This window comes from Pseudoduganella sp. jia 9, from assembly GCF_055502615.1.
Genome location: NZ_JBUPWE010000002.1, coordinates 259,445 through 279,880 on the forward strand (window position 1 = coordinate 259,445; position 20,436 = coordinate 279,880).

Consider the following 20,436-nt stretch of genomic DNA (forward strand, 5'->3'; position numbering starts at 1 on the left):
TCCCGATGATGTTGCGCAGCCTGCTGTCGACGGCGGTGGCGGCCATTGCCCTGCCCTCTTCCGCCATGGCCACGGCCATCCCGCTCGAACTGCCGGCCGGTCCGGCCGCCGTGACGATGCCGGTATTTGCCCGGCAGGCCAACCTGCGCCTGCTGGCCAGCGGCGACGACCTGGCCGGCGTGCGCACCAATGCGGTACACGGCGCGTTCACGGCGCGGCAGGCACTCGACAGGATGCTGGCCGGTACCGGCCTGGCGGCCACGCTGAACACGAACGGCACGGTACTGGTCCGGCGCGCGCCGGTAGCAAGTATGCCTCCCCCGCCGCCGCCGCCGCCGCCCCGGCCGCCGGCAGCGCCGCCGGCCAGGGTGAAGATCGTCGGCACCCGGGCCGCGGAACGCGACTCGATCTTCGACAAGAAGAACGCCGCCACGGCCGTCGACGTGATCAAGGCCGACGAGGTGGGAGCCTTCCCGGACCGCAATGTCGCCGAGGCGATTTCCCGCGTGGCCGGCGTGACCCTGGACCGCGGCGAATACGGCGAAGGCACCACGATCAACGTGCGCGCCAACACGGCCGAACTGGTGCGGGTGGAAATCGACGGCCTCGGCGTGCAGGCGGCAGGCGGCACGGACCTGAACAATGGCGGATCCGGGCGCGGCGTCGACCTGCGCGAACTGTCGACCGACCTGATCAAGAGTATCGAGGTCGTGAAAGGCTCCACCGTCGACATGACCGAAGGCTCGCTGGGTGGCGGCGTGCTGATCCGCACCCGCTCCGGCCTTGATTTCAAGCAGCGTTACGTGTCCCTGCGCGCCGCGGCGCAGCAGAATTCGATCAACGGCCGCCTGGCACCGAACCTGAATTTCATCCTTGCCGACCGCTTCCTGGGCGGCCGGGTGGGCCTGGTGCTCAATCTCACGCGCGCCGCCGCGCACAACGAGAACCACACGGCGCTGTATTCCGCCTACAACCTGGGCAGCGTGCGGCTGCTCGATGTCGACGGCTCGCCGGAGAAGACATTCTCGTTCAATCCTGCCACCGTCAACCTCGCCGATCCGGCTGCCACGGCGCCGATGGCGCGCTGGGAACGCAGCGGCGGCGGCACCTTCGATGCGCTCAGTCCGCTGGACATCGTGCAGCGTTCGGCAGCCGCGCACAGCAAGGCCGATTGCCGGGCCGCGTTCCCGCAATACACGGAGACGCAACTGTCCGCGATCGCCAGCCGCGCCCACCGCGCCACCGCGCAGAGCCACCGTGCCAACGAACTCCTGAGCTGCCTGAACCAGTGGAACGACTACACCCCGCAGCAGGTACGCTATCTGGTACGCCGCGAATACGACGAGCGCCTGTACGGCGACCTGCGCCTCGATTTCAAGGTGAGCGAGCAGCTGTCGCTGTACGCGAAGTTCAACCGCAATACGCGCAAGATCGACGACGAGCAGTCCTTCTTCTCGCTGGGGAACATCAATGTCAACCCGGCCGGCCGCTACGCCGACGGCGGCGCCGCGCCGGCCATCACGCGCAGTCCGGTGCCGGGCTCGAACACCTGGTTTTATCCATCGCCCGTCAACCTGGGCGCCAGCACCACCGCCTGGCGCGGCATGACGGACGGCTCGGTGGCCAACGTGGTGCCCGGCTCGGTCGTCGTGGATGCCAATCACCACCTGCTGCAGTACACGCTCACCGATGTGTCGGCCAACGTGGACCAGATCTACGACCGCATCGAGAGTTCGTCGCAGTACGCGCAATTTGGCGGCACCTGGCGTTCCGGTCCGTGGCGCGCCGAATTCCTGTACGGGCACGCCGGTTCGGATGCCTGGCGCATGCAGTGGCGTACCAACTTCGGCTATATCTACGGGCCGGCGACCCTGGCCGTGGCACCGAACGGCATGTGGACGCATTCGCTGCCGCCCGGCGTGGCCTACGACCAGTCGAACGTCGCCAACTACGGCACGCTGAACAATCCGGCCGACCCGGCCGCGCCGCGCACCTCGAACGCCACGCAGCTGACGATGGCCAACCCGCGCATCATGGAACGGCGCGAGGACACGGCGCGGCTGGACATGACGTATGCATCCGCCGGGCGGATACCATTCATCAGCCGCTTCAAGTTCGGCCTGCAGGGGCGCGACTACCGCACCGTCAACTGGTCCGGCGCCGGCTACACGGTGCAGGCGGCCACGCAGGCTTCGCCCGCTATCGTCGTGCCGTGGGCTCAGGTACGGGGCAACTTCCAGGCCTGCGAGGACACGGCGGGATCGCTGGCCCCCGGCGGCCGCCCGTGCCGGTACGGCATCCGCTACGGCAGCGATCCCGCCACCGCGTTCGCAAGTTCGATCGTGATGACGCAGGCGCAGTACCGCGACATCGTGGCGCAGGCGCTGACCAGGAATTCGATCCGCTACCTGCACGGTGCGCGCGACATCCCGGACGGCATGATCGCCGGATGGACCGAAATCGACGTGCGCAAGGTGATCGAGATGACCGGCGTGCAGCATTTCAACCTCGACTGCGTGAAGACATGCCGGGGTACCGACGGCAACGTCCACGAGCAGCCGAAGACTGCCGTCGGCGAACGCGTGCTGGCCGGCTACCTGAGCGCGGACTTCAACGTCGACCGGCTGCCATTCATGGCACTGGCCCTGCCCTTCGGCTCGTCGATCGAGGGCAATTTCGGCTGGCGCGTGGTGCGCACCGACGTTGCCGGCACCGGCCTGATGACGTTCCACTCGGTGACGAAGACGCCTGCCTACGACCCGGACGACCGCGATGCCGCCGCCGGCGTGTTGCGGCAGTCCGTGGCCCGCAACACGACGCTGCGCAGCGGCAGCACCGACGTGATGCCGATCCTGAACCTGGCCTGGTGGACCGCCGGGAACAGGGTGGCCATGCGCTACCACCGCGCGAGGGCGATCGCGCGGCCGCCCGTGCAATACCTGTACAGCAACAACGTCTCCTGCACGTACGACGAACGGCGGCTCGATGAAGCGCTGGCCGAGGACATGCGCTGCGACGGCACGCTGGGCAATCCGGCATTGCGCGCGCTGAGCAGCCGCAACCAGAACCTGTCGCTGGAATGGTATCCGAACCGCGACACGATGCTGTCGCTGGCCGGCTTTCGCCAGCGCGGCCTGAGCGGCGCGCCGATGCGGGTGGCCGTCTACGCGGCGCAGCCCTTCGCCGGCTCCGGCACCGCCGATCCGGCCACCGGCGCCGGCCTGTCGGACCTGCGCTATGCGTATGCCACCTATGTCAACGGCCCGTCGACGGCACGCAACGGCATCGAGTTGAGCGGCAAGACCGCGTTCACATGGCTGCCGTCGTTCCTGCGCCATACGGGGCTGGACGCGAACTACACGCGCATGCGTTCGAAGGTGCTGGGCGAACCGATCAGGGACCTGCTCACGGGCACCGCGCTCGGTCCGCAGCGCGAGCTGCGCTATACGTGGAATGCTTCGCTGTGGTACGACGACGGCAGGCTGCAGGCGCGCCTGGCGGTGCAAAGCGCGGCCGGCTCATTCCGCGAACTGCCCGGCGCCGCCAACTACTACCCCGCCGTCGGCGTGGACAGCGCGCCGGCGTTGCCCTTCAATCCCGCGTCGCCGACGTTCAACAGCGCCACGCGCTTCGTCGACGCGCGCATCGCCTGGCGCCTGACACGCCATATCGAACTGTTCGCGGAAGGCCGCAATATCGGCCGCGCCGGCGAATCGACCTCGCATGGATCGTACGCCCCCTATGCGGACGGCCGCCCGAACCTGCTCGATCGTTCGTACTCGGGCGCGCAGTACCTGTTCGGGGTGGTGCTGCGCAACTGAGCCGGCATCGGATAGCGCTCCGCGCATCGAAATCTGGTCGAATCCAGGCTGAACCGGCCGGGAGACCGGTGTGGCCGCGCTCAGCCGGCTTCCAGCGCCCCGATTAGCGCCGGCAAGGGGGCCGGTTTCGTCAGGTGCAGGTTGAAGCCCGAAGCGGCCGTGCGGGCACGCGCCTCGGCATCGCCCCAGGCAGTCAGCGCGATGATGCGCAAGCCGGTGAATTCGGGGGAGGCACGCAGCACCTGCGCTACCTGGTAACCATCCATGCCCGGCATGCCGAGGTCGAGCAGCATGACATCGGGCCGGAAAGCAGATACCGCCTGCAGCGCACTGGCGCCGCTGAAGGCTACGGCGACCTGGTAACCCGAAAGGCGCATCAGTTCCGCCAGCAGCTCCGCCGCGTCGCAGTTATCGTCGACTATCAGGATGCGCCGCTCTGCGCGCACCGACATCTCTGTGCCCATTCCCGTCCCGTCCATACAGTGCTCCTGTCATGGCATACCTTACCTTTTATCTACAGGAAACTTGTAGGACGGCATCCCGGTATGGTGTCGGAGCTTATGCTGACATGATGCTAGTGAAAAAATAACATTATCCCAGCGCCATATCGCCACCCGAGCATGGTTGCGCAACCAAAGATTGTTAGATCACCAAACACCGCGTTTGGCAAGCAGGCGTTTAGTGGTACTGACTGAACAACAACGCCAAACAATTCGCCATTGCCGACGCTGTGGAGTTCGTCTACATTCGGTCCTGGACAGGTGAAAACGGTTTCAACATAGAATCCGCTTCCTCATCCGCCGGAATGCCATGCCACAACAGAGGGCAGGCGCGCTGGCTAACTATAAAAAACACAGGAGACAAAAGTGAGAAACCTTCAGAAAACGGCAATCGCCGTTGCCGTCGCTCAACTCGCAATCTGGTCGCACGGGGCCGCCCTGGCCCAGGAAGTTAGCGCTAACGAAACTCAATCCACTGCCAACAGCGCTGCTGTCGTCGTCGTCAGCGGGCAGCGTGCCGCGCTGCAGTCGGCGCAGAAACTGAAGCAGGATGCGGACGAAGTCGTCGATTCGATCGTGGCCGAGGACATCGGCAAGCTGCCCGACCGTTCGGTGACCGAAATCCTCAGCCGCGTGGTCGGCGTGACGATGGACCGCAGCATGAGCAACGACCCGCAGCACTACGCGGTCGAAGGTTCCGGCATCGCCATCCGCGGCCTGACCTACGTGCGCTCGGAACTGAACGGCCGCGAGTCGTTCTCGGCCAACGGCGGCCGCTCGCTCAGCTTCACCGACGTGCCGCCGGAACTGATGGCCGGCGTCGACGTCTACAAGAACCCGTCCGCCGAGCAGACCGAGGGCGGCGTGTCCGGCCTGGTCAACCTGCGCACGGCGATGCCGTTCGACTTCAAGGGCTTCAAGGGTGCGGTGTCCGGTTCATACACCTACTCCGACCTGCGCAAGGGCCAGGCGCAGCCGACCGGTTCGCTGCTGCTGTCGGACCGCTGGAATACCCGCTTCGGCGAATTCGGCGCGCTGATCGACCTGGCCTCGTCGATCAGCCACACCCGCACCGACGAGATGTTCATCGAAGCCTATTACCCGAACGCCAACGTGGAGCCGGGCCGCACGATGTGGGTGCCGCGCGGCGCGCAATGGCGCTCGATGAACTGGGAACGCGACCGCAAGGGCCAGTACGCGGCCTTCCAGTGGCGCCCCAACCGCGACTTCACCGCGGCGCTGACGTACTTCCAGTCGAAGTACAAGGAAGGCTGGTCGGAACAGGCGCTGCTGTCGCAGGAAACCGGCGACCGGCCCTACGGCATCCAGGTGGAGAACGGCGTGTTCGACAAGAACGGCGCCTTCATCTCCGGCGTGATCTCGAACCCGGCCAACGGCGGCATCAACCTGAATTCGGACCGCCGCGTGTCCGACCGCCGCTCGGCGACGCGCGACCTGGCGCTGAACCTGAAATGGCGCATCGCGCCGGCATGGAGTGCGACGACCGATTTCCAGGTGGTGCGTGCCAGCACCGAGGCGCTCGATTCCGACGTGGCCACCGGCATCCAGATGCAGAAAGAGACGCTGGACCTGTCCGGCGACCTGCCGAAGATCACGTTCGATGCGGACGACATCAAGTACCTGTCCGACCCGAAGAATTACTACTGGGCCTACACGATGGAGCACAAGGACCGCTCCAAGGCCGAAAGCAAGGCGTGGAAGACCGACATCCGGTACGACTTCGACCATCCGGTGCTGCGTGACCTGCGCTTCGGCGTGCGCCTGCAGAACCGCAGCTCGCGCAACCAGAACACCAATCCGAGCTACAACTGGCAGGCGATCAGCCAGCCGTGGATGCTGGGCTGGCAGGTCGACCGCCTGGCCACGCTGGACGATCCGAAATTCGCCGGCGGCGCCACGCTGCGCAGCTTCAACAACTTCTTCGGCGGCGACGTGCAGGTGCCGGCCATCATGTTCCCGGACGACGCGGTGGCCCGCGGCTATCCGGACAGCTATGCCAAGCTGCACACCTACCACGACATCCTGTGCGCCGAGAAGGGCACGACCTGCACGCCGTGGCCGGCGGCAACCTTCGACAACGATCCGGCCGGCACCAACTTCCAGGAAGAAAAGACCCGCGCGTTCTACACGCAGCTGCGCTTCGGCTGGGACAAGCTGAAGTACCCGGTCGACGGCAATATCGGCGTGCGCTATGTGAAGACGAAATCCACGGCCTACGGCTACACGACGTACAACCCGACCATTCCGACGTTCGAGGATGCCGCGGCAGTGCTGGACCGCAACAAGATCGCCAACATCACGCCGTTCGCCACCCGCCGCGACTACGAGAACGACTACCACAACTGGCTGCCGAGCCTGAACCTGCGCCTGAAGTACAACGACCAGCTGCAGTTCCGCGCGGCGATCGCCCGCTCGATGTCGCGCCCGGACTTCTCGCAGATGAAGGCCTATACGCCGCTGTCGCAGACGATCACCACCGTCACGGATGAGGCGAACAATATCGTGACGGTCACCAACACGTCGCTGACCGGTACCGCCGAGGGCAATCCGAACCTGCGGCCAACCACCGGCACGTCGGTGGACGTGACAGCCGAATGGTACTTCGCCAAGGCCGGCTCGCTGACGCTCGCGCTCTTCAACAAGGACCTGAAGAACGTCATCGTCAACCAGATGTACAACTACGAAGTGCAGGACGTGAACGGCAACACGCAGAGCTTCGCGGTGACGGGACCGGTCAACGGCGCGCACGGCTATGCGCGCGGCTTCGAGCTGGCCTACCAGCAGTACTACGACTGGCTGCCGGGCTACCTGAAGGGCCTGGGCGTGCAGGCCAGCCTGACCTACGTGGACAGCAGCCGCAAACTGGACAACCCGGTGTACTCGGAATACTGCTCGGGCAATGCGGATGCGAACAACCTGAACCTGTACATCAACGGCTGCGACACCGATGGCCGCACGTTCGGCAACATGCCGCTGCAAGGCCTGTCGAAGCACACCATCAACCTGGCCCTGATGTACGAGCGCGGTCCGATATCGGCGCGGGTGGCCTACAACTGGCGCTCGCGCTACCTGGCCGGCGTCAACCAGTGGGGCACGCGCGACACCAACGGCAAGGACACCAATCCGTCCAGCCCGACGTTCGGCCAGAACAACGTGGCCTGGGGCCTGCCGCTGTGGCAGGAGCACTATGGCCAGGTGGACGCCTCGGTGTTCTACAACGTGACGGAAAAATTGCGCATCGGGCTGGAAGCGCAGAACCTGAACGACGCCACGTCGAAGCAGACCATGCAGCAGCACGCCGGCACGTTCGGCCATGCGTGGTTCGTCACCGGCCCACGGTATACGGTCCAGGCGAACTACTCGTTCTGATGTAGACATCCGATAGCATCAACCGTAGCGGTTCGCTGCGGACACCGGTGTCAGACACCATTTCCGGATGAATTTCCCGGAAATGGTGTCTGACACCGGTTTTTGTTCCAATTGTGGTGTCAAGGAGTGATGGCATGCATGCCATCACCGCTTGGCAGGCGCGGAGCACGCTCCGCGAAACCCCTGCCAAGCCACCGGTTTTTTTACGCCAACATGTGAATCATGCGACAACCAGGGCCAAATTCACTATCATGTGCCCCGGCCTTTTACACGAACAAGGAATGGAAATGCAAACACGAAAACTCGCCGACCTCACCATCCCCGAAATCGGCCTGGGCTGCTGGCAGCTGGGCGGCGGCTGGCGCGACGACTGGGATGACGCCATCGCCCAGCAGACCCTGAACACCGCCTACGACGCCGGCGTGCGCTTCATCGATACGGCCGACGTCTACGGCGACGGCGCCAGCGAGCGTTCGATCGGCAGTTTCCTCGCCAGCCACCGGGACCCGTCGCTGGTGGTGGCCACGAAGCTGGGCCGCGCCGGCATCTACCCGGATGGCTACACGCGCGAGTCCCTGCGCGATGCCACGCTGCGCTCGATCGAACGGCTCGGCGTGGAAGCACTGGACCTGACCCAGCTGCATTGCGTGCCCACCGACGTGCTGCGCCAGGGCCATGTGTTCGAGTGGCTGCGCGAACTGCAGCAGGAAGGATTGATCCGCCGCTGGGGTGCCAGCGTGGAATCGGTGGAAGAAGGCCTGATCTGCCTGGAACAGCATGGGCTGGCGTCGCTCCAGGTGATTTTCAACATCTTCCGCCAGAAGCCGGCCGAGGAACTGCTGCCGCGCGCCCATGCGCAAGGCGTCGGCATCATCGTGCGGCTGCCGCTGGCCAGCGGGCTGCTGGGCGGGAAGATCACCCGCGAGACCGTGTTCCGCCAGGACGATCATCGCCACTTCAACCGCGACGGCCAGCATTTCAACGTGGGCGAGACGTTTGCCGGCCTGGAACTGGAACGGGGCGTCGGCGCAGCCGAACAGGTGGCGGCGCTGCTGCCGCCGGGACTGACGATGGCGCAGATGGCCTTGCGCTGGATCCTCGATCACGAAGCCGTCTCCGTCGTGATCCCCGGCGCCAGCTCGCCGGCGCAGGTGACGGCCAACGTGGCGGCCGCCGATGTCGAAGGATTGCCGGCCACGCTGCGCGCCGCGCTGGCACAGGTGTACCGCGACCACGTCCGCGACCACGTCCGCGGCCCGTACTGATCCAGCCGCTAGCCCGGCAGGCCGAGCGCCTGCCGGAACCGCGGCGGCACGGCGATCAGCATCGGGTAGGTGGCCGGCGGCACGCGCTCGCCCGTGACGATCGCATACTCGTACGGCCTGCCCAGGACGGCCATTGCCAGCAGATTGAGGCGCCGCACCAGGCGGCTCTTGCGGTGCGACGTCGGCTGGTGCCAGCAAAAGCGGTAACCGAGCGTCTTCAGCAAATCGATCGACGGCGTCGAACCATCGCGAAATTCCGTGGCATGCTGCTCCAGCAGAATCAGCGGCTGGTGCCGGCGGATCGCTTCGAGACCACCGCCAAGAACATGCCGCTCGTGGCCTTCGACATCGATCTTGACGAGGTCGATATGCGCCAGGTCGCCCGCGACGTCGTCGAGCCGCTTCACGGCGATGGCGATCTTGCGCAATGTGCCGTCCGCGGCGTAGCGGATCGACGAGGCCCCCATGTTTTCCGGATTCTCGTTCAGCAGCAGCGTTTCGTCGCGTTCGCCCAGGCCGAAATTGAAAGGCGTGATGTTGTCCACCGTGCGGGCATTGAATGCCAGCAGTTCAAACGTGCGCGGATGCGGTTCGAACGATAGCACCCGCCCGACGCGGGACGAGAAGAACAGCGCGTGGTTGCCGATGTTGGCGCCGATGTCCAGTGCCGTGCCATCTTTCAGGACCGGGTGGATCGGTGCCAGAAAATTGAACAGCAGGTTCAGGCAGAACCGGTCGTAGCAGCCGTACTGGTTGATGCTGATCCCGATATGCTCGTTGGCGAAGATCGCCAGCTTTTCGCCGTGGCGAGCCTGGTTGAACAGGCGGGCCTTGCGTTCGAGCCTGGCAACGCATTGCTCGTCGATTATCCGGTCGACGTAGTACGCAAAACCTCTTTTTTCGCTGAATTTGTGGATCATGCTGGGTCACCTCTTCGGGGGGGATCGAGACAATGGAAGCGCTTCGACCAATGTATACCCGTGATGCCGAGAAAACATCTTGAAAGTCGAAATTCTTCGCAAAATGCCATTCCGCCACGCCCGGGTGGCCGTTCCGGACTGGACCGGTACGACGGCCATCGGATATGGGATAATAGGCATTTACCCGATACGCATCGCCATGGAACGCTCAACCCGCCAGCGCACCGCGATTCGCGCGGCGATCGAAGCCGCCGCGCGCCCGCTCAGCCCCCACGAAATCCACGACGCCGTCCGCGTGACGGTGCCCGAGATCGGCATCGCGACCATCTATCGCAACCTGAAGCTGCTGCTGGGCGAAGGTGAGATCCAGGCGGTCACGTTGCCGGGAGAAAACCCGCGCTACGAAACCGCGCACCTGGCGCATCACCACCATCACCATTTCCATTGCGTGCCGTGCGACCGCGTCTTCGAGGTCGAAGGGTGCCCCGGCCAGATGGACGACCTGGCTCCCGCCGGTTTCACCATCGACCGCCACGAACTGACCCTGTACGGCGAATGCGCCGAGTGCGCCGCCAAGCGCAAGGGCAAGGCGGCGCCCGCATCGACGACCGCGGCCAAGCGGCCGGCCCATCCGCACAAGCACTGACCGGCTGCATCTTCCGGGAGGGGCGCGATGCACCGGCCCCTGCCCCGGGCCCGTGCCAGCGACAGGCCACGGGCTCATTCATGATCAGAACGTCAGGCGAAGCCCCGCCGTGAGATTGCGTCCCGGCAGCGGCGCGGCCGCCTTGATGAACGAGGTGTGGCTGAACGCCAGCTCGTCGGTCACGTTGTTCAGGCGTGCGTACAGCTGTGCCGGCAGGCCGGCGATGCGCAGGTTGTAGTGCGTGCCCAGGTTCAGCATGTTGTAGCCGGACGTGCGGCTTTCATGCGTTGCCACGTCGTCCTGCGTGGCAACGCGGTAGGCCTCCACCATGCCGTGCCAGCCCTGCCATTCGCCATCGAGCCTGGCGCCGAGGCGGCCGGCCGGGATGCGCGGGATATTGCCGCCGCCATCGCGCAGTTTCGCCCGCACGTAGTCGCCGAACAGCGTGGCCTGCAAGTTCGCCGACAGTGCCTGGCGCAGTTCCCCTTCGACACCGGTAAACGTGGCATCCTGCTGCGCGTACTCGATCAGCTGGAAGCCTTCATGGTTGTCCAGCGTGCGGGCGTAGATGTAATTGTCGATGCGGTTGTGGAAAGCGCTGACCGAGAACGTGGTCGGCCCGGCGAATTTGCGCAGCGTAATGTCGATGTTGTTCGAGGTTTCCTTCGTCAGGTTCTCGTTGCCGATCTCCCAGGTGCTGGTGGCCAGGTGGATGCCGTCGGCATACAGCTCTTCGGCGCCCGGCAGGCGGTGGCTGCGCGAGATGGCCGCGCGCAGCGAATACTGCGGCGCGAACTTCCATACCGCGCCCAGCGCCAGCGACGTGCCACGCGCATCCCTGTCGCGCTCGCGGGCGCCCTCGACCGCGATATCCTGCCACTCGTGCCGCAGGCCAGCCTCGAAGCGCCAGTCGGCCAGCCGGTATTCCTCGGTCACGAAGGCGGCATGCTTCTTCGTCAGCGTAGCCGGCACGTAGGCTTCCTCGCCCAGCGCGGCGAAATCGCGCCGCGTCGTCTGCAGGCCGATCACGCCGCGCCAGCCGGCCACCGGCTTGTGCTCCAGCTCCAGCCGCGCATCATGCGCCTTGCTGGTGAACGTGGTGGCCACTTCCGAGCCTTCGATCTCGTCGTGCCGGTAATCGGTGAACGACGCGCGCACGCGCACTTTCGAGAATCCGGCCAGCGGCTCGCGGTACTCGCCGCGCACGTCCCAGCGGTCGCTGTCCAGCTTTACCCAGGGCACCGCGCCTTCCTCATGCTCGTGGCCGTGATCGTGCTCCCCTTCCTCTTCTTCCTCGTGGCCGTGGCCACCGCAGTGGAGATGGTCGCCGTGTGGATGGCAGCCTTCGAACTCGTGGCTGTGGCCGGGAATGCCGTACTCGGAGCGCTCCTTCGTGTAGGCCGCGCCGATGTAGCCCCGCTCGCCGATCCACGACAGGCCGACGGTGCCCGTTTCCGACTCCTTGTAGCTGCCGCCGACCCGGCGGCCTTCCGGCCAGTCCTTGCCGACGCGGTAGTCGTCCGCATCGCGCTTCGCGCCCTCGGCATGGAACGCCACGCTGCCCGCCGCCGCCGTCATTTCGAACGCGCCCGCCTTTTCGCGCGCCGCGGAATTGGCGCGCACCTCGGCGCTGCCCTCGACTGCCTTCGACGGCAGCGCGGTCGGGATTTTCCGGTCGATGATGTTGACCACGCCGCCCACCGCGCCGCCACCGTAGGCCAGTGCCGACGGGCCGCGCAGCACTTCGATGCGCTCGGCCAGCAGCGGCTCGAACGCCACCGCATGGTCAGGGCTGATGGTCGACGCATCCTGCACTTCCGCGCCGTCGGCGAGGATTTTCACCCTCGGACCATCCATGCCGCGGATCACCGGCCGGCTGGCGCCGGCGCCGAAGTGGCTCGACGTGATGCCCGGCAGGCGCCCCAGCGTTTCGCCCAGCGTCGATTCGCGCACCCGTACCAGCTCGTCGCCGGACAGCGTGGTCGCGGGCGTGATCATGTCGTCGGCCAGCACGCCGAGCGCGCTGGCGGAAACCAGCACGGTGGGAATGCTGTCCGGATCGCCGCCATGGCGGTCGCCGGCTCCCTGGGATGCCTGGGCGTGCGCGCCGGACATGGCGCAGAAAGTGGAACCGAAGGCCAGCGCGATGGCCAGCGCGAGCGGAGTGCGTTTGTCGTACATGGGGTGAAATCCTTGCAATGGGTGAAAGATTCCCCTGATTATAATGAGAATTCATTATCGTTAAAAGGGGCAATCGTCCCATGCCGCGTCCTGACCGGGCCGGGCGTGCCGTTCAGGCCCCGGCCAGCACCGCGCTCACCTCGGCCGGCACCGCCGGCTTCAGCAGGTGGTGGTCGAAGCCGGCGGCGCGGCTGCACTCCCGGTCAGCGGCGGCACCCCAGCCGGTCAGCGCGGCCAGCCGCACGGCCGCCATGCCGGGCAGGCGGCGCAGGCGGCGCGCGGTCTCGTAGCCGTCCATGCCCGGCATGCCGATATCGAGGAACACCACATCCGGCAGGAAACCGGCTGCCAGTTCCAGCGCCGCCACGCCATCGGCGGCGACACGCAGCTCGTGGCCGCCCAGCGCCAGCAGGTCGGCCAGCGAGTGTGCGGCATCGACGTTATCGTCGGCGACCAGGATCCGCAGCCGCCTGCCGTTCGCCGGCGCGGACAGGGGCGGCGCAGCATCGGCGGGCGCCGGCAACGCGGCCGCCAGCGGCAGGCGGATCGTGAACGTGCTGCCCTGCCCCGGCCCCGCACTGGCGGCCGTGGCGCTACCGCCGTGCAGCGCCACCAGGCGCCGTACCAGCGACAGCCCGATCCCGAGCCCGCCGTTGGAGCGTTCGCTGTGCCGCGCGACTTGCGTGAACATGTCGAACACGGCGTCGAGCGATTCGGCGGGGATGCCGATGCCGTTGTCGGCGACCGTGACCACGGCGGCGCCCGCCTCGGCCTGCGCGGCAACGCGGACCCTGCCGTTGCGCGGCGTGTACTTGGCGGCGTTGGTCAGCAGGTTGCCGATCACCTGGCTGATGCGCACGGGGTCGGCGTCGACCGGCAGCGGGCCATCCGGAAGCTGCACGGCGAGGTCATGCCCGGCCGCCTCGAGCGCCGGCATGCTGGCTTCGATCGCGCCGGCCACGATGCGCCTCAGGTCCGCCGGCACCCTGTGCAGCACGATCTTGCCGCTCGACACGCGGGCGATGTCCAGCAGGTCGTCGATCAGGTGGGTCATGTGGCTCAGCTGGCGGTCCATCATGCCGCCCACCCTGGCGACCGTGTCGCGGCCGCCGTCGCCGAGGCGCAGCAGTTCCAGGCCATTGCGGATCGGCGCGAGCGGATTGCGCAGCTCGTGCGCCAGCACGGCCAGGAACTCCGACTTGTGGCGGTCCGCCTCGCGCAGCGCCTCCGTCGAGCGCACCCGCTCGATGTGCGCCCAGCAGCGTTCGACCACGGCTTCCACCAGCGCCAGTTCCTCGGCCGTCCAGCGCCGCGGATGCACCTGGTGCACGGCCATCATCGCCACCAGCCGGCCGCCCTTGACGAGCGGGCAGCAGATGATCGCCTTGATGCCGATGCTGTTGAACATGCCGTCGCCATCGCCCGGGGCGAGGTCCAGGTCGACGTCGTCGATGACGAGCGTGCGGCCGATGCGCAGGTTCGAGGTCGCCCGCGAGCCGAACAGGTCGAGCGAATACACGCCCGCCGTGCTGACAGCACCGGGCACGCGCCAGTCGTGGCGGATCGTGAAGCGGTCGTTGTCCGGTTCCAGGTCGGCGTAGGCCACGCGCGTCACGCCGAGGTATTCGCCCAGCAGCCGGGTGGCCTCTTCCATGATGGCGCGCGGCTCGCTGGCCACGCGGGTGGCCTCGCCGATCTCGTCGAGCAGCCGCAGGCGCTCCATCGCATCGTCGCGCTCGCGGCGCGACGCCACCCTGGCCGTGGTATCCACGCAGGTGGCCAGCAGGCCGGCGATCGCCCCGGTGTCATCGTGGATGGGGCTCGTGAAAAAAGTGACGTAGAGATGTTCCGGATAGCCGTTGCGCTGGACAGTGAACGGATGGTCCTCCACCACGCCGGTAGCGTGGCCGCGCAAGGCATCGTCGAGCATCGGTCCGGACAGGTCCGCCAGCTCGGGCCACACCGCGCGGAACGGCTGGCCCATCACGCCGTCGTGCGCCCGCGCGCCCAGCATCGTCCGGTAGCCTTCATTGAACAGCAGGAGCAGTTCGGCGCCCCACATCACGCACATCGGCTGCCGCGAATGCAGCACCATGCCGGCCGCCGTGCGCAGCGCCGGCGGCCACGCCGCGGCCGCGCCGAACGGGGTGGCAGCCCAGTCGAAAGCGTCGTCGATGGCGGGAGCTGGAACGGAGCGTGGATCGGGCATGGCAGAGCACTATGTGGCGCGGCATGCCGCAAAGGCGCACCTTACCATGCTGCGAAACAACACGTCGCCCGGCGTCACCTGCCTGCGGCGCGCCCTTTCGTTACCGGCTCGCCCACGTCGCCCGGACGGAACGGCACGGTCAGCGGGTCCATCGGCCTGATCGCCCCGTCGGCATCGAATTCCATCCTGGCCAGCAGGGTTTGCCGCTGGTAGCCGTTCCCCTGCGGCAGCGCATGCCGGTGATAGGCCGCGTACCAGCGGTCGGTGCCGGGAACATTGACGACGCTGTGGTGCGCGGTGGCGACGGCCGGGCCGTTGCGTTGCAGGACGATGAAACCCTTGTCCGGCGAGCGCACCGGCCCGAGGGGCGAATCGGCCACGCCCCACCCTACCCGGTAGTCCGGGCTGCGCGCATCGTCGATCGACCACATGAAGTAGTACTTGCCGTTGCGCTTGAAGACGACCGGCGCTTCGCGGTGGTCGCGCAGTTCGATGGTGTGCACCGGGCCGTCCAGCGTGATCATGTCCCGCTTCAGCTTGTAGACGTTGCCCAGCTTGCCGTTGCCGTAGTACAGATACGCCTGGCCATCGTCGTCGATGAACGGGTACGGGTCGATGGTGTTCGACTGCACGCCGGTGCCCTTGGCGATCAGCGGCTTGCCCAGCGCGTCGACGAACGGCCCGGTGGGCGACGTCGACGTGGCCACGCCGATGTTGCCCTCCGCGCAAAAATACATGTAATAGGTGCCGTTCCGCTCGATCACGTCCGGCGCCCAGGCCTCCACCTTCGCCCATTTCAGGTCGTTGGCCACGTCGAGGATCATGCGCTCCTTCTTCCAGTCCACCAGGTTCTTCGACGACCACACGGAGAAATCGGTGGTCTGCCAGTTCGGCTTGTCGGAAGTCGGATAAATATAATAGGTGTCGCCGAACAGGCGGATCGACGGGTCGGCCGTGAACCCTTCGAGGATGGCTGGCGGGGCAGGCTGCGGCGCCACCGCCGCCGCCGCGGGCGGCTTCGTGGCGACCTCCTTCGCCAGCCACGCCGGCACGGCCAGCACGCTGCCATGCCGCTGGCCCTTCGCCACCGCAAGCTGCGCCGACACATCGGTCCACTGCTTCCAGTCCCTGGTCTCGAACGCGCCGTAGCGCTTGTCCGCGTAGAAATCGACCAGCAAGGTGGTCTTGCCGTCCTGCGTGTACAGGGTCGGCCCTTCGGCGCGCAGCCCGCTGACGATCGGCTCCGGCATCACGCGGTAGGGGCCGAGCGCGCTGTCCGCTACCGCCCAGCGAATGGCGCCCCACTTGCCTGCCTTCTGCCTGTCGCCTTCCTTGAAGACGGCGAAATAGCGTGCACCTTCGCGTCCGCCCTCGCGCACGACCGTCGTGTCGATGTGATCGAAGCCCGGGTCGAGGAACAGCTTCGGTTCGCTGAACGTGACGAAGTCCTTCGTCGTCACGTAGTAGGTGCGGTGGTTCATCCGCTCGTCCGACTTCGTCTCCGGAAAGCGGCCGTCGATGTCGGACGATACCGTGATCACGTACTGCTGCCCCGCTTCGTCGTAGAACGTTTCGGGCGCCCACGCATCGGTGGCACCGGCGGTGTTTTCAAGGATCGGCAGATAGCGCTGGGCCGACCAGTTGACGAGATCCGTCGATGCCGCGTAGCCGATGCCCCTGTCCTTCCAGCCCGTGGTCCACACCATCCTGAACACGCCGTCCGGCCCGCGCAGGATGTGCGGGTCGCGCATCAGGCCCGAACCCACCGACGGTTTCAGGAAGACCTTGCCCAGGTCCGTCCACGCCTTGCCGTCCGCGCTGGCCGACAGGTGCAGGCCATCGCCCTTGCCCTGGAACGACGTGAACATCCACGTGATGTCGGGCCACTTCGACTGCTGGGCCGCGGCGCCGGCGGCAAGCGCCAGCAGCGCCGTTCCAAGCACGGCGCGGCGCAAGGTCGCATTGGTGGGCATGGTCTCCTCCTCCTTGTGTTGTGGCGCCGTACCTTAGCACGGCGCGCGGCGCCCTGAGCGGGCCGGCCGCCGATCGCTCATCCGGTTGATCGGCCGGCCGCGCTATAACGCTTCCGGATAGCCCGTGCGATAAATGGAATAGCAACGGCGTTGCAATTGCGGCTAGACTTTTCGGTCCATCATCATGCACCCGATCCATGTTCAGACGCCTGTTACCCCTGGTCGCCTTCGGCTTCCTCACATTCGCCGGCGCGGCAGTCCATGCCGCCGAAGCCCCGGTCCGCGAACGCATCGCCTTCAACGCCGACTGGCGTTTTCATAAAGAAGAATTCAACAAGCAAGAAACCGGCAAGGACCAAGCTGGAAAGCCGGCGGCGCCGGCCGCGCAGCCCGGCTTCGACGACGCCACCTGGCGCAAGCTTGCGCTGCCGCACGACTGGGGCATCGAAGGCCCGTTCCGGCAGGAGTACCCGAACGACACCGGCAAGCTGCCGTGGTGGGGCACGGCCTGGTACCGCAAGCACTTCACGCTGCCGGCCACCGATGCCGGCCGCCGCGTCTACCTGGACATCGACGGCGCGATGTCGAATGCCCAGGTCTGGATCAATGGCCGGCACGTGGGCGGCTGGCCGTACGGCTACGCCTCCTGGCGCGTGGACCTGACGCCGCACGTGAAACCCGGCGGCGACAACGTGGTGGCCGTGCGCCTCGACAATCCGCCGGCCTCGTCGCGCTGGTACCCGGGTGGCGGCATCTACCGCAACGTGTGGCTGGTGAAGACGGCGCCGGTGCACGTGGCGCAGTACGGTACCTTCGTCACCACGCCGGTGGTGACGAAGGACTCGGCCACGGTGAACGTCGAAGTGACCGTCGACAATCATGGCGCCGATACCGAGGTGCAGGTGGCCACCGAGATCTACGCGCTCGATGCCACCGGCAAGCGCACCGGCCAGCCGGTGGCACGCAAGGAGGCGACCAGCCCGTGGAAGGCGCCCGCCGGCCACCAGGTGCAGCTCAGCCAGGCGCTGTCGGTGTCCAATCCGCGGCTGTGGAGCACGGCCGCCCCGCAGCGCTACGTCGCGGTAACCACCGTGACCGGCAAGGGCCGCGTGGTGGACGTGGTTGAAACGCCGTTCGGCATCCGCACCATCGCCTTCGATGCAAGGCAGGGCTTCCTGCTGAACGGGACGCGGCTGGCGATCAACGGCGTGTGCCAGCACCACGACCTGGGCGCGCTGGGCGCGGCAATCAATGTGCGCGCGCTGGAACGGCAGCTGGAAATCCTGCGCGAGATGGGCGTCAACGCGATCCGCACCAGCCATAACCCGCCGGCGCCGGAATTGCTGGACCTGGCCGACCGCATGGGCTTCGTCGTGGTGGCCGAAGCGTTCGACATCTGGGGCCTGAAGAAAACGCCGAACGACTACCACCTGCATTACCAGGAATGGCACGACAAGGACCTGCGCGCGATGATCCGGCGCGACCGCAACCACCCCAGCGTGATCGCCTGGAGCATCGGCAACGAGATCGTCGAGCAGGGCCAGCACGAAGGCTGGAAAGTGGCGGCGCACCTGTCCGAGATCGCCCGCGGCGAGGACCGCACCCGTCCGACCACGGCGGCCTTCAACCACATCGGTTCCGGCTACAACGGCTTCCAGAACGCGGTCGACGTGTTCGGCTATAACTACAAACCGCAGGAATACGCGAAATTCCACGAGCACGCGCCGCACATCCCGCTGCTCGGCAGCGAGACGGCGTCCACCGTCAGCTCGCGCGGCGAGTACTTCTTCCCCGTCAGCGACGTCCAGTCGAAGGGGCTGGCCAACTTCCACGTCAGCAGCTACGACCTGAGCGCGCCGCCATGGGCATCGCCGCCGGATACCGAGTTCCGCGGGCAGGACGACAACCCGTTCGTGGCCGGCGAGTTCGTATGGACCGGCTTCGACTACCTGGGCGAACCGACGCCATACAACAGCGACAGCACGAACCTGCTGAACTTCACCGACCCGGCGCAGCGCCAGCGCATGGAACAGCAGCTGGACAGCCTGAAGAAGATCGCCGTGCCGTCGCGCAGCTCGTACTTCGGCATCGTCGACCTGGCCGGTTTCAAGAAAGACCGCTTCTACCTGTACCAGGCACGCTGGCGCCCGGAACTGCCGATGGCGCATTTGCTGCCGCACTGGAACTGGCCGGAGCGCGTCGGCCAGGTCACCCCGGTGCACCTGTACACGTCGGGCGACGAGGCCGAGCTGTTCCTGAACGGCAAATCGCTGGGCCGCAAGAAGCGCGGGCCGCGCGACTACCGGCTGCGCTGGGATGACGTGGTCTACCAGCCCGGCAAGCTCGAGGCGGTAGTCTACAAGGATGGCAAGCGCTGGGCCGGCGATACCGTGCATACCACCGGCAAGGCGGCCAGGCTGCTGCTGTCGGCCGACCGGCAGGCAATCCGCGCCGATGGCGACGACCTGTCGTTCGTGACGGTGACGATCGTCGACAAGGAAGGCCGGCCGGTGCCGCGCGCGAGCAACCGCGTGACGTTCGCGCTGACCGGGCCGGGCGACATCATCGCCACCGACAACGGCGACCCGACCAGCTTCGAATCGTTCCAGTCGCGCGAGCGCAAGGCCTTCAACGGCCTGGCGCTGGCGATCGTGCGGACCCGTGCCGGACAGGCGGGCAAGCTGGTGCTGACCGCGACGGCAGAGGGGCTGGACGGCGCGAAGGTGACACTGGAGAGCAAGACGCCGTAAGCACCAGGCCGGGGTGGCGTGCGATGCCTGGGGGAGCGGCTACAATAGCCGCTTTTTACCCGGCACCGACTTCAGCATCCCATGATCCCCGGCCTGCCCTCCACGCCGTTCCGCCTCGACCGCCTGCGCAATGCCTCGTCACAGGTGTTCGACCACTTGCGCGAGCTGATCGTGACGCTGGCGCTGGCCCCGGGCACGCAATTGCACCGCAACGAACTGGCGGACTATTACGGCCTGTCGTCGACGCCGCTGCGCGATGCGCTGTCGCGGCTCGGCGAGGAAGGCCTGATCGACATCGTGCCGCAGCAGACAACCACCGTCAGCCGCATCGATGTCGACGCGGCGCGGCAGGCGCACCTTCTGCGGCTGTCGCTGGAACTGGAAGTGGCCCATACACTGGCGCGATCGCCGGACGCCGCGCTCGCACTCGCACTGGAACAGCACATCGCGCAGCAGAAGCTTGCCGCGCAGATGAACGACGATGCGGCGTTCGACCGTGCCGTCACGGCGTTTCACCGCCTGCTGTTCGAGCGCGCGCACGTTGCCGACCTGTGGGAACTGCTGCAGCGCCAGGGCGGCAACCTGGAACGGCTGCAGCGCCTGCGGCCGCGCGCCGATGCGGAACGCGTACTGGCCGATCACGCCGGTATCGCGGCGGCGATCGCCGCCGGCGACGGCAGGCTGGCGATGGACTGCGTGCGGCGCTGCCTGGGCGATGCGCTGGCCGGCGTCGAGGCGATCCGGGAACGGTATCCGGAGTACCTGGCACCCGGCGCCTGAG

At 66.7% G+C, this 20,436-nt stretch carries 11 protein-coding genes; 6 read left to right on the forward strand and 5 right to left on the reverse strand.

What is annotated here, in order from left to right; all coding sequences use genetic code 11:
- Window positions 1-5 precede the first annotated feature (5 nt).
- On the forward strand, window positions 6-3,821 hold the full coding sequence (locus ACY34H_RS02830) for a TonB-dependent receptor (RefSeq protein WP_464975964.1): 3,816 nt from the start codon (window positions 6-8) through the stop codon (window positions 3,819-3,821).
- A gap of 80 nt (window positions 3,822-3,901) precedes the next feature.
- Here the strand turns inward: ACY34H_RS02830 and ACY34H_RS02835 are convergent, their stop codons facing one another.
- Window positions 3,902-4,300 (reverse strand): response regulator, encoded by a 399-nt coding sequence (locus ACY34H_RS02835; RefSeq protein WP_464975965.1) that lies wholly within the window; start codon window positions 4,298-4,300, stop codon window positions 3,902-3,904.
- Window positions 4,301-4,687: 387 nt separating this feature from the next.
- Here ACY34H_RS02835 and ACY34H_RS02840 point away from each other — a divergent pair, with 387 nt between their 5' ends.
- Window positions 4,688-7,711, forward strand: a complete 3,024-nt coding sequence (locus ACY34H_RS02840; RefSeq protein ID WP_464975966.1) for a TonB-dependent receptor — start codon at window positions 4,688-4,690, stop codon at window positions 7,709-7,711.
- 287 nt (window positions 7,712-7,998) lie between these two features.
- Window positions 7,999-8,976, forward strand: a complete 978-nt coding sequence (locus ACY34H_RS02845) for an aldo/keto reductase (RefSeq protein ID WP_464975967.1) — start codon at window positions 7,999-8,001, stop codon at window positions 8,974-8,976.
- An 8-nt stretch (window positions 8,977-8,984) separates the two neighbouring features.
- On the opposite strand, the gene ACY34H_RS02850 is transcribed toward ACY34H_RS02845, so the two are convergent.
- Complete coding sequence (locus ACY34H_RS02850; protein WP_464975968.1) at window positions 8,985-9,896, reverse strand: FkbM family methyltransferase; 912 nt, start codon at window positions 9,894-9,896, stop codon at window positions 8,985-8,987.
- Window positions 9,897-10,095: 199 nt separating this feature from the next.
- Here ACY34H_RS02850 and ACY34H_RS02855 point away from each other — a divergent pair, with 199 nt between their 5' ends.
- Window positions 10,096-10,542, forward strand: coding sequence for a Fur family transcriptional regulator (locus ACY34H_RS02855; protein ID WP_464975969.1), 447 nt, complete (start codon window positions 10,096-10,098; stop codon window positions 10,540-10,542).
- An 84-nt stretch (window positions 10,543-10,626) separates the two neighbouring features.
- Here the strand turns inward: ACY34H_RS02855 and ACY34H_RS02860 are convergent, their stop codons facing one another.
- From ACY34H_RS02860 to ACY34H_RS02870, 3 genes are all read right to left on the reverse strand, one after another.
- Window positions 10,627-12,723: a TonB-dependent receptor domain-containing protein gene (locus ACY34H_RS02860; protein WP_464975970.1), complete on the reverse strand. Its 2,097-nt coding sequence runs from the start codon at window positions 12,721-12,723 to the stop codon at window positions 10,627-10,629.
- Between the two features lie 112 nt (window positions 12,724-12,835).
- Window positions 12,836-14,932, reverse strand: coding sequence for a hybrid sensor histidine kinase/response regulator (locus ACY34H_RS02865; RefSeq protein ID WP_464975971.1), 2,097 nt, complete (start codon window positions 14,930-14,932; stop codon window positions 12,836-12,838).
- A 74-nt stretch (window positions 14,933-15,006) separates the two neighbouring features.
- The gene (locus ACY34H_RS02870; RefSeq protein WP_464975972.1) at window positions 15,007-16,905 is read right to left on the reverse strand and encodes a glycoside hydrolase family 43 protein; all 1,899 of its coding nucleotides are present in this window, start codon (window positions 16,903-16,905) and stop codon (window positions 15,007-15,009) included.
- A 197-nt stretch (window positions 16,906-17,102) separates the two neighbouring features.
- Between ACY34H_RS02870 and galB the strand changes: the two genes are divergently transcribed.
- Both galB and ACY34H_RS02880 read left to right on the forward strand, forming a co-directional pair.
- Window positions 17,103-19,655, forward strand: coding sequence for a beta-galactosidase GalB (galB, locus tag ACY34H_RS02875; protein ID WP_464975973.1), 2,553 nt, complete (start codon window positions 17,103-17,105; stop codon window positions 19,653-19,655).
- Window positions 19,656-19,736: 81 nt separating this feature from the next.
- Window positions 19,737-20,435, forward strand: a complete 699-nt coding sequence (locus ACY34H_RS02880; protein WP_464975974.1) for a GntR family transcriptional regulator — start codon at window positions 19,737-19,739, stop codon at window positions 20,433-20,435.
- Window position 20,436 lies beyond the last annotated feature (1 nt).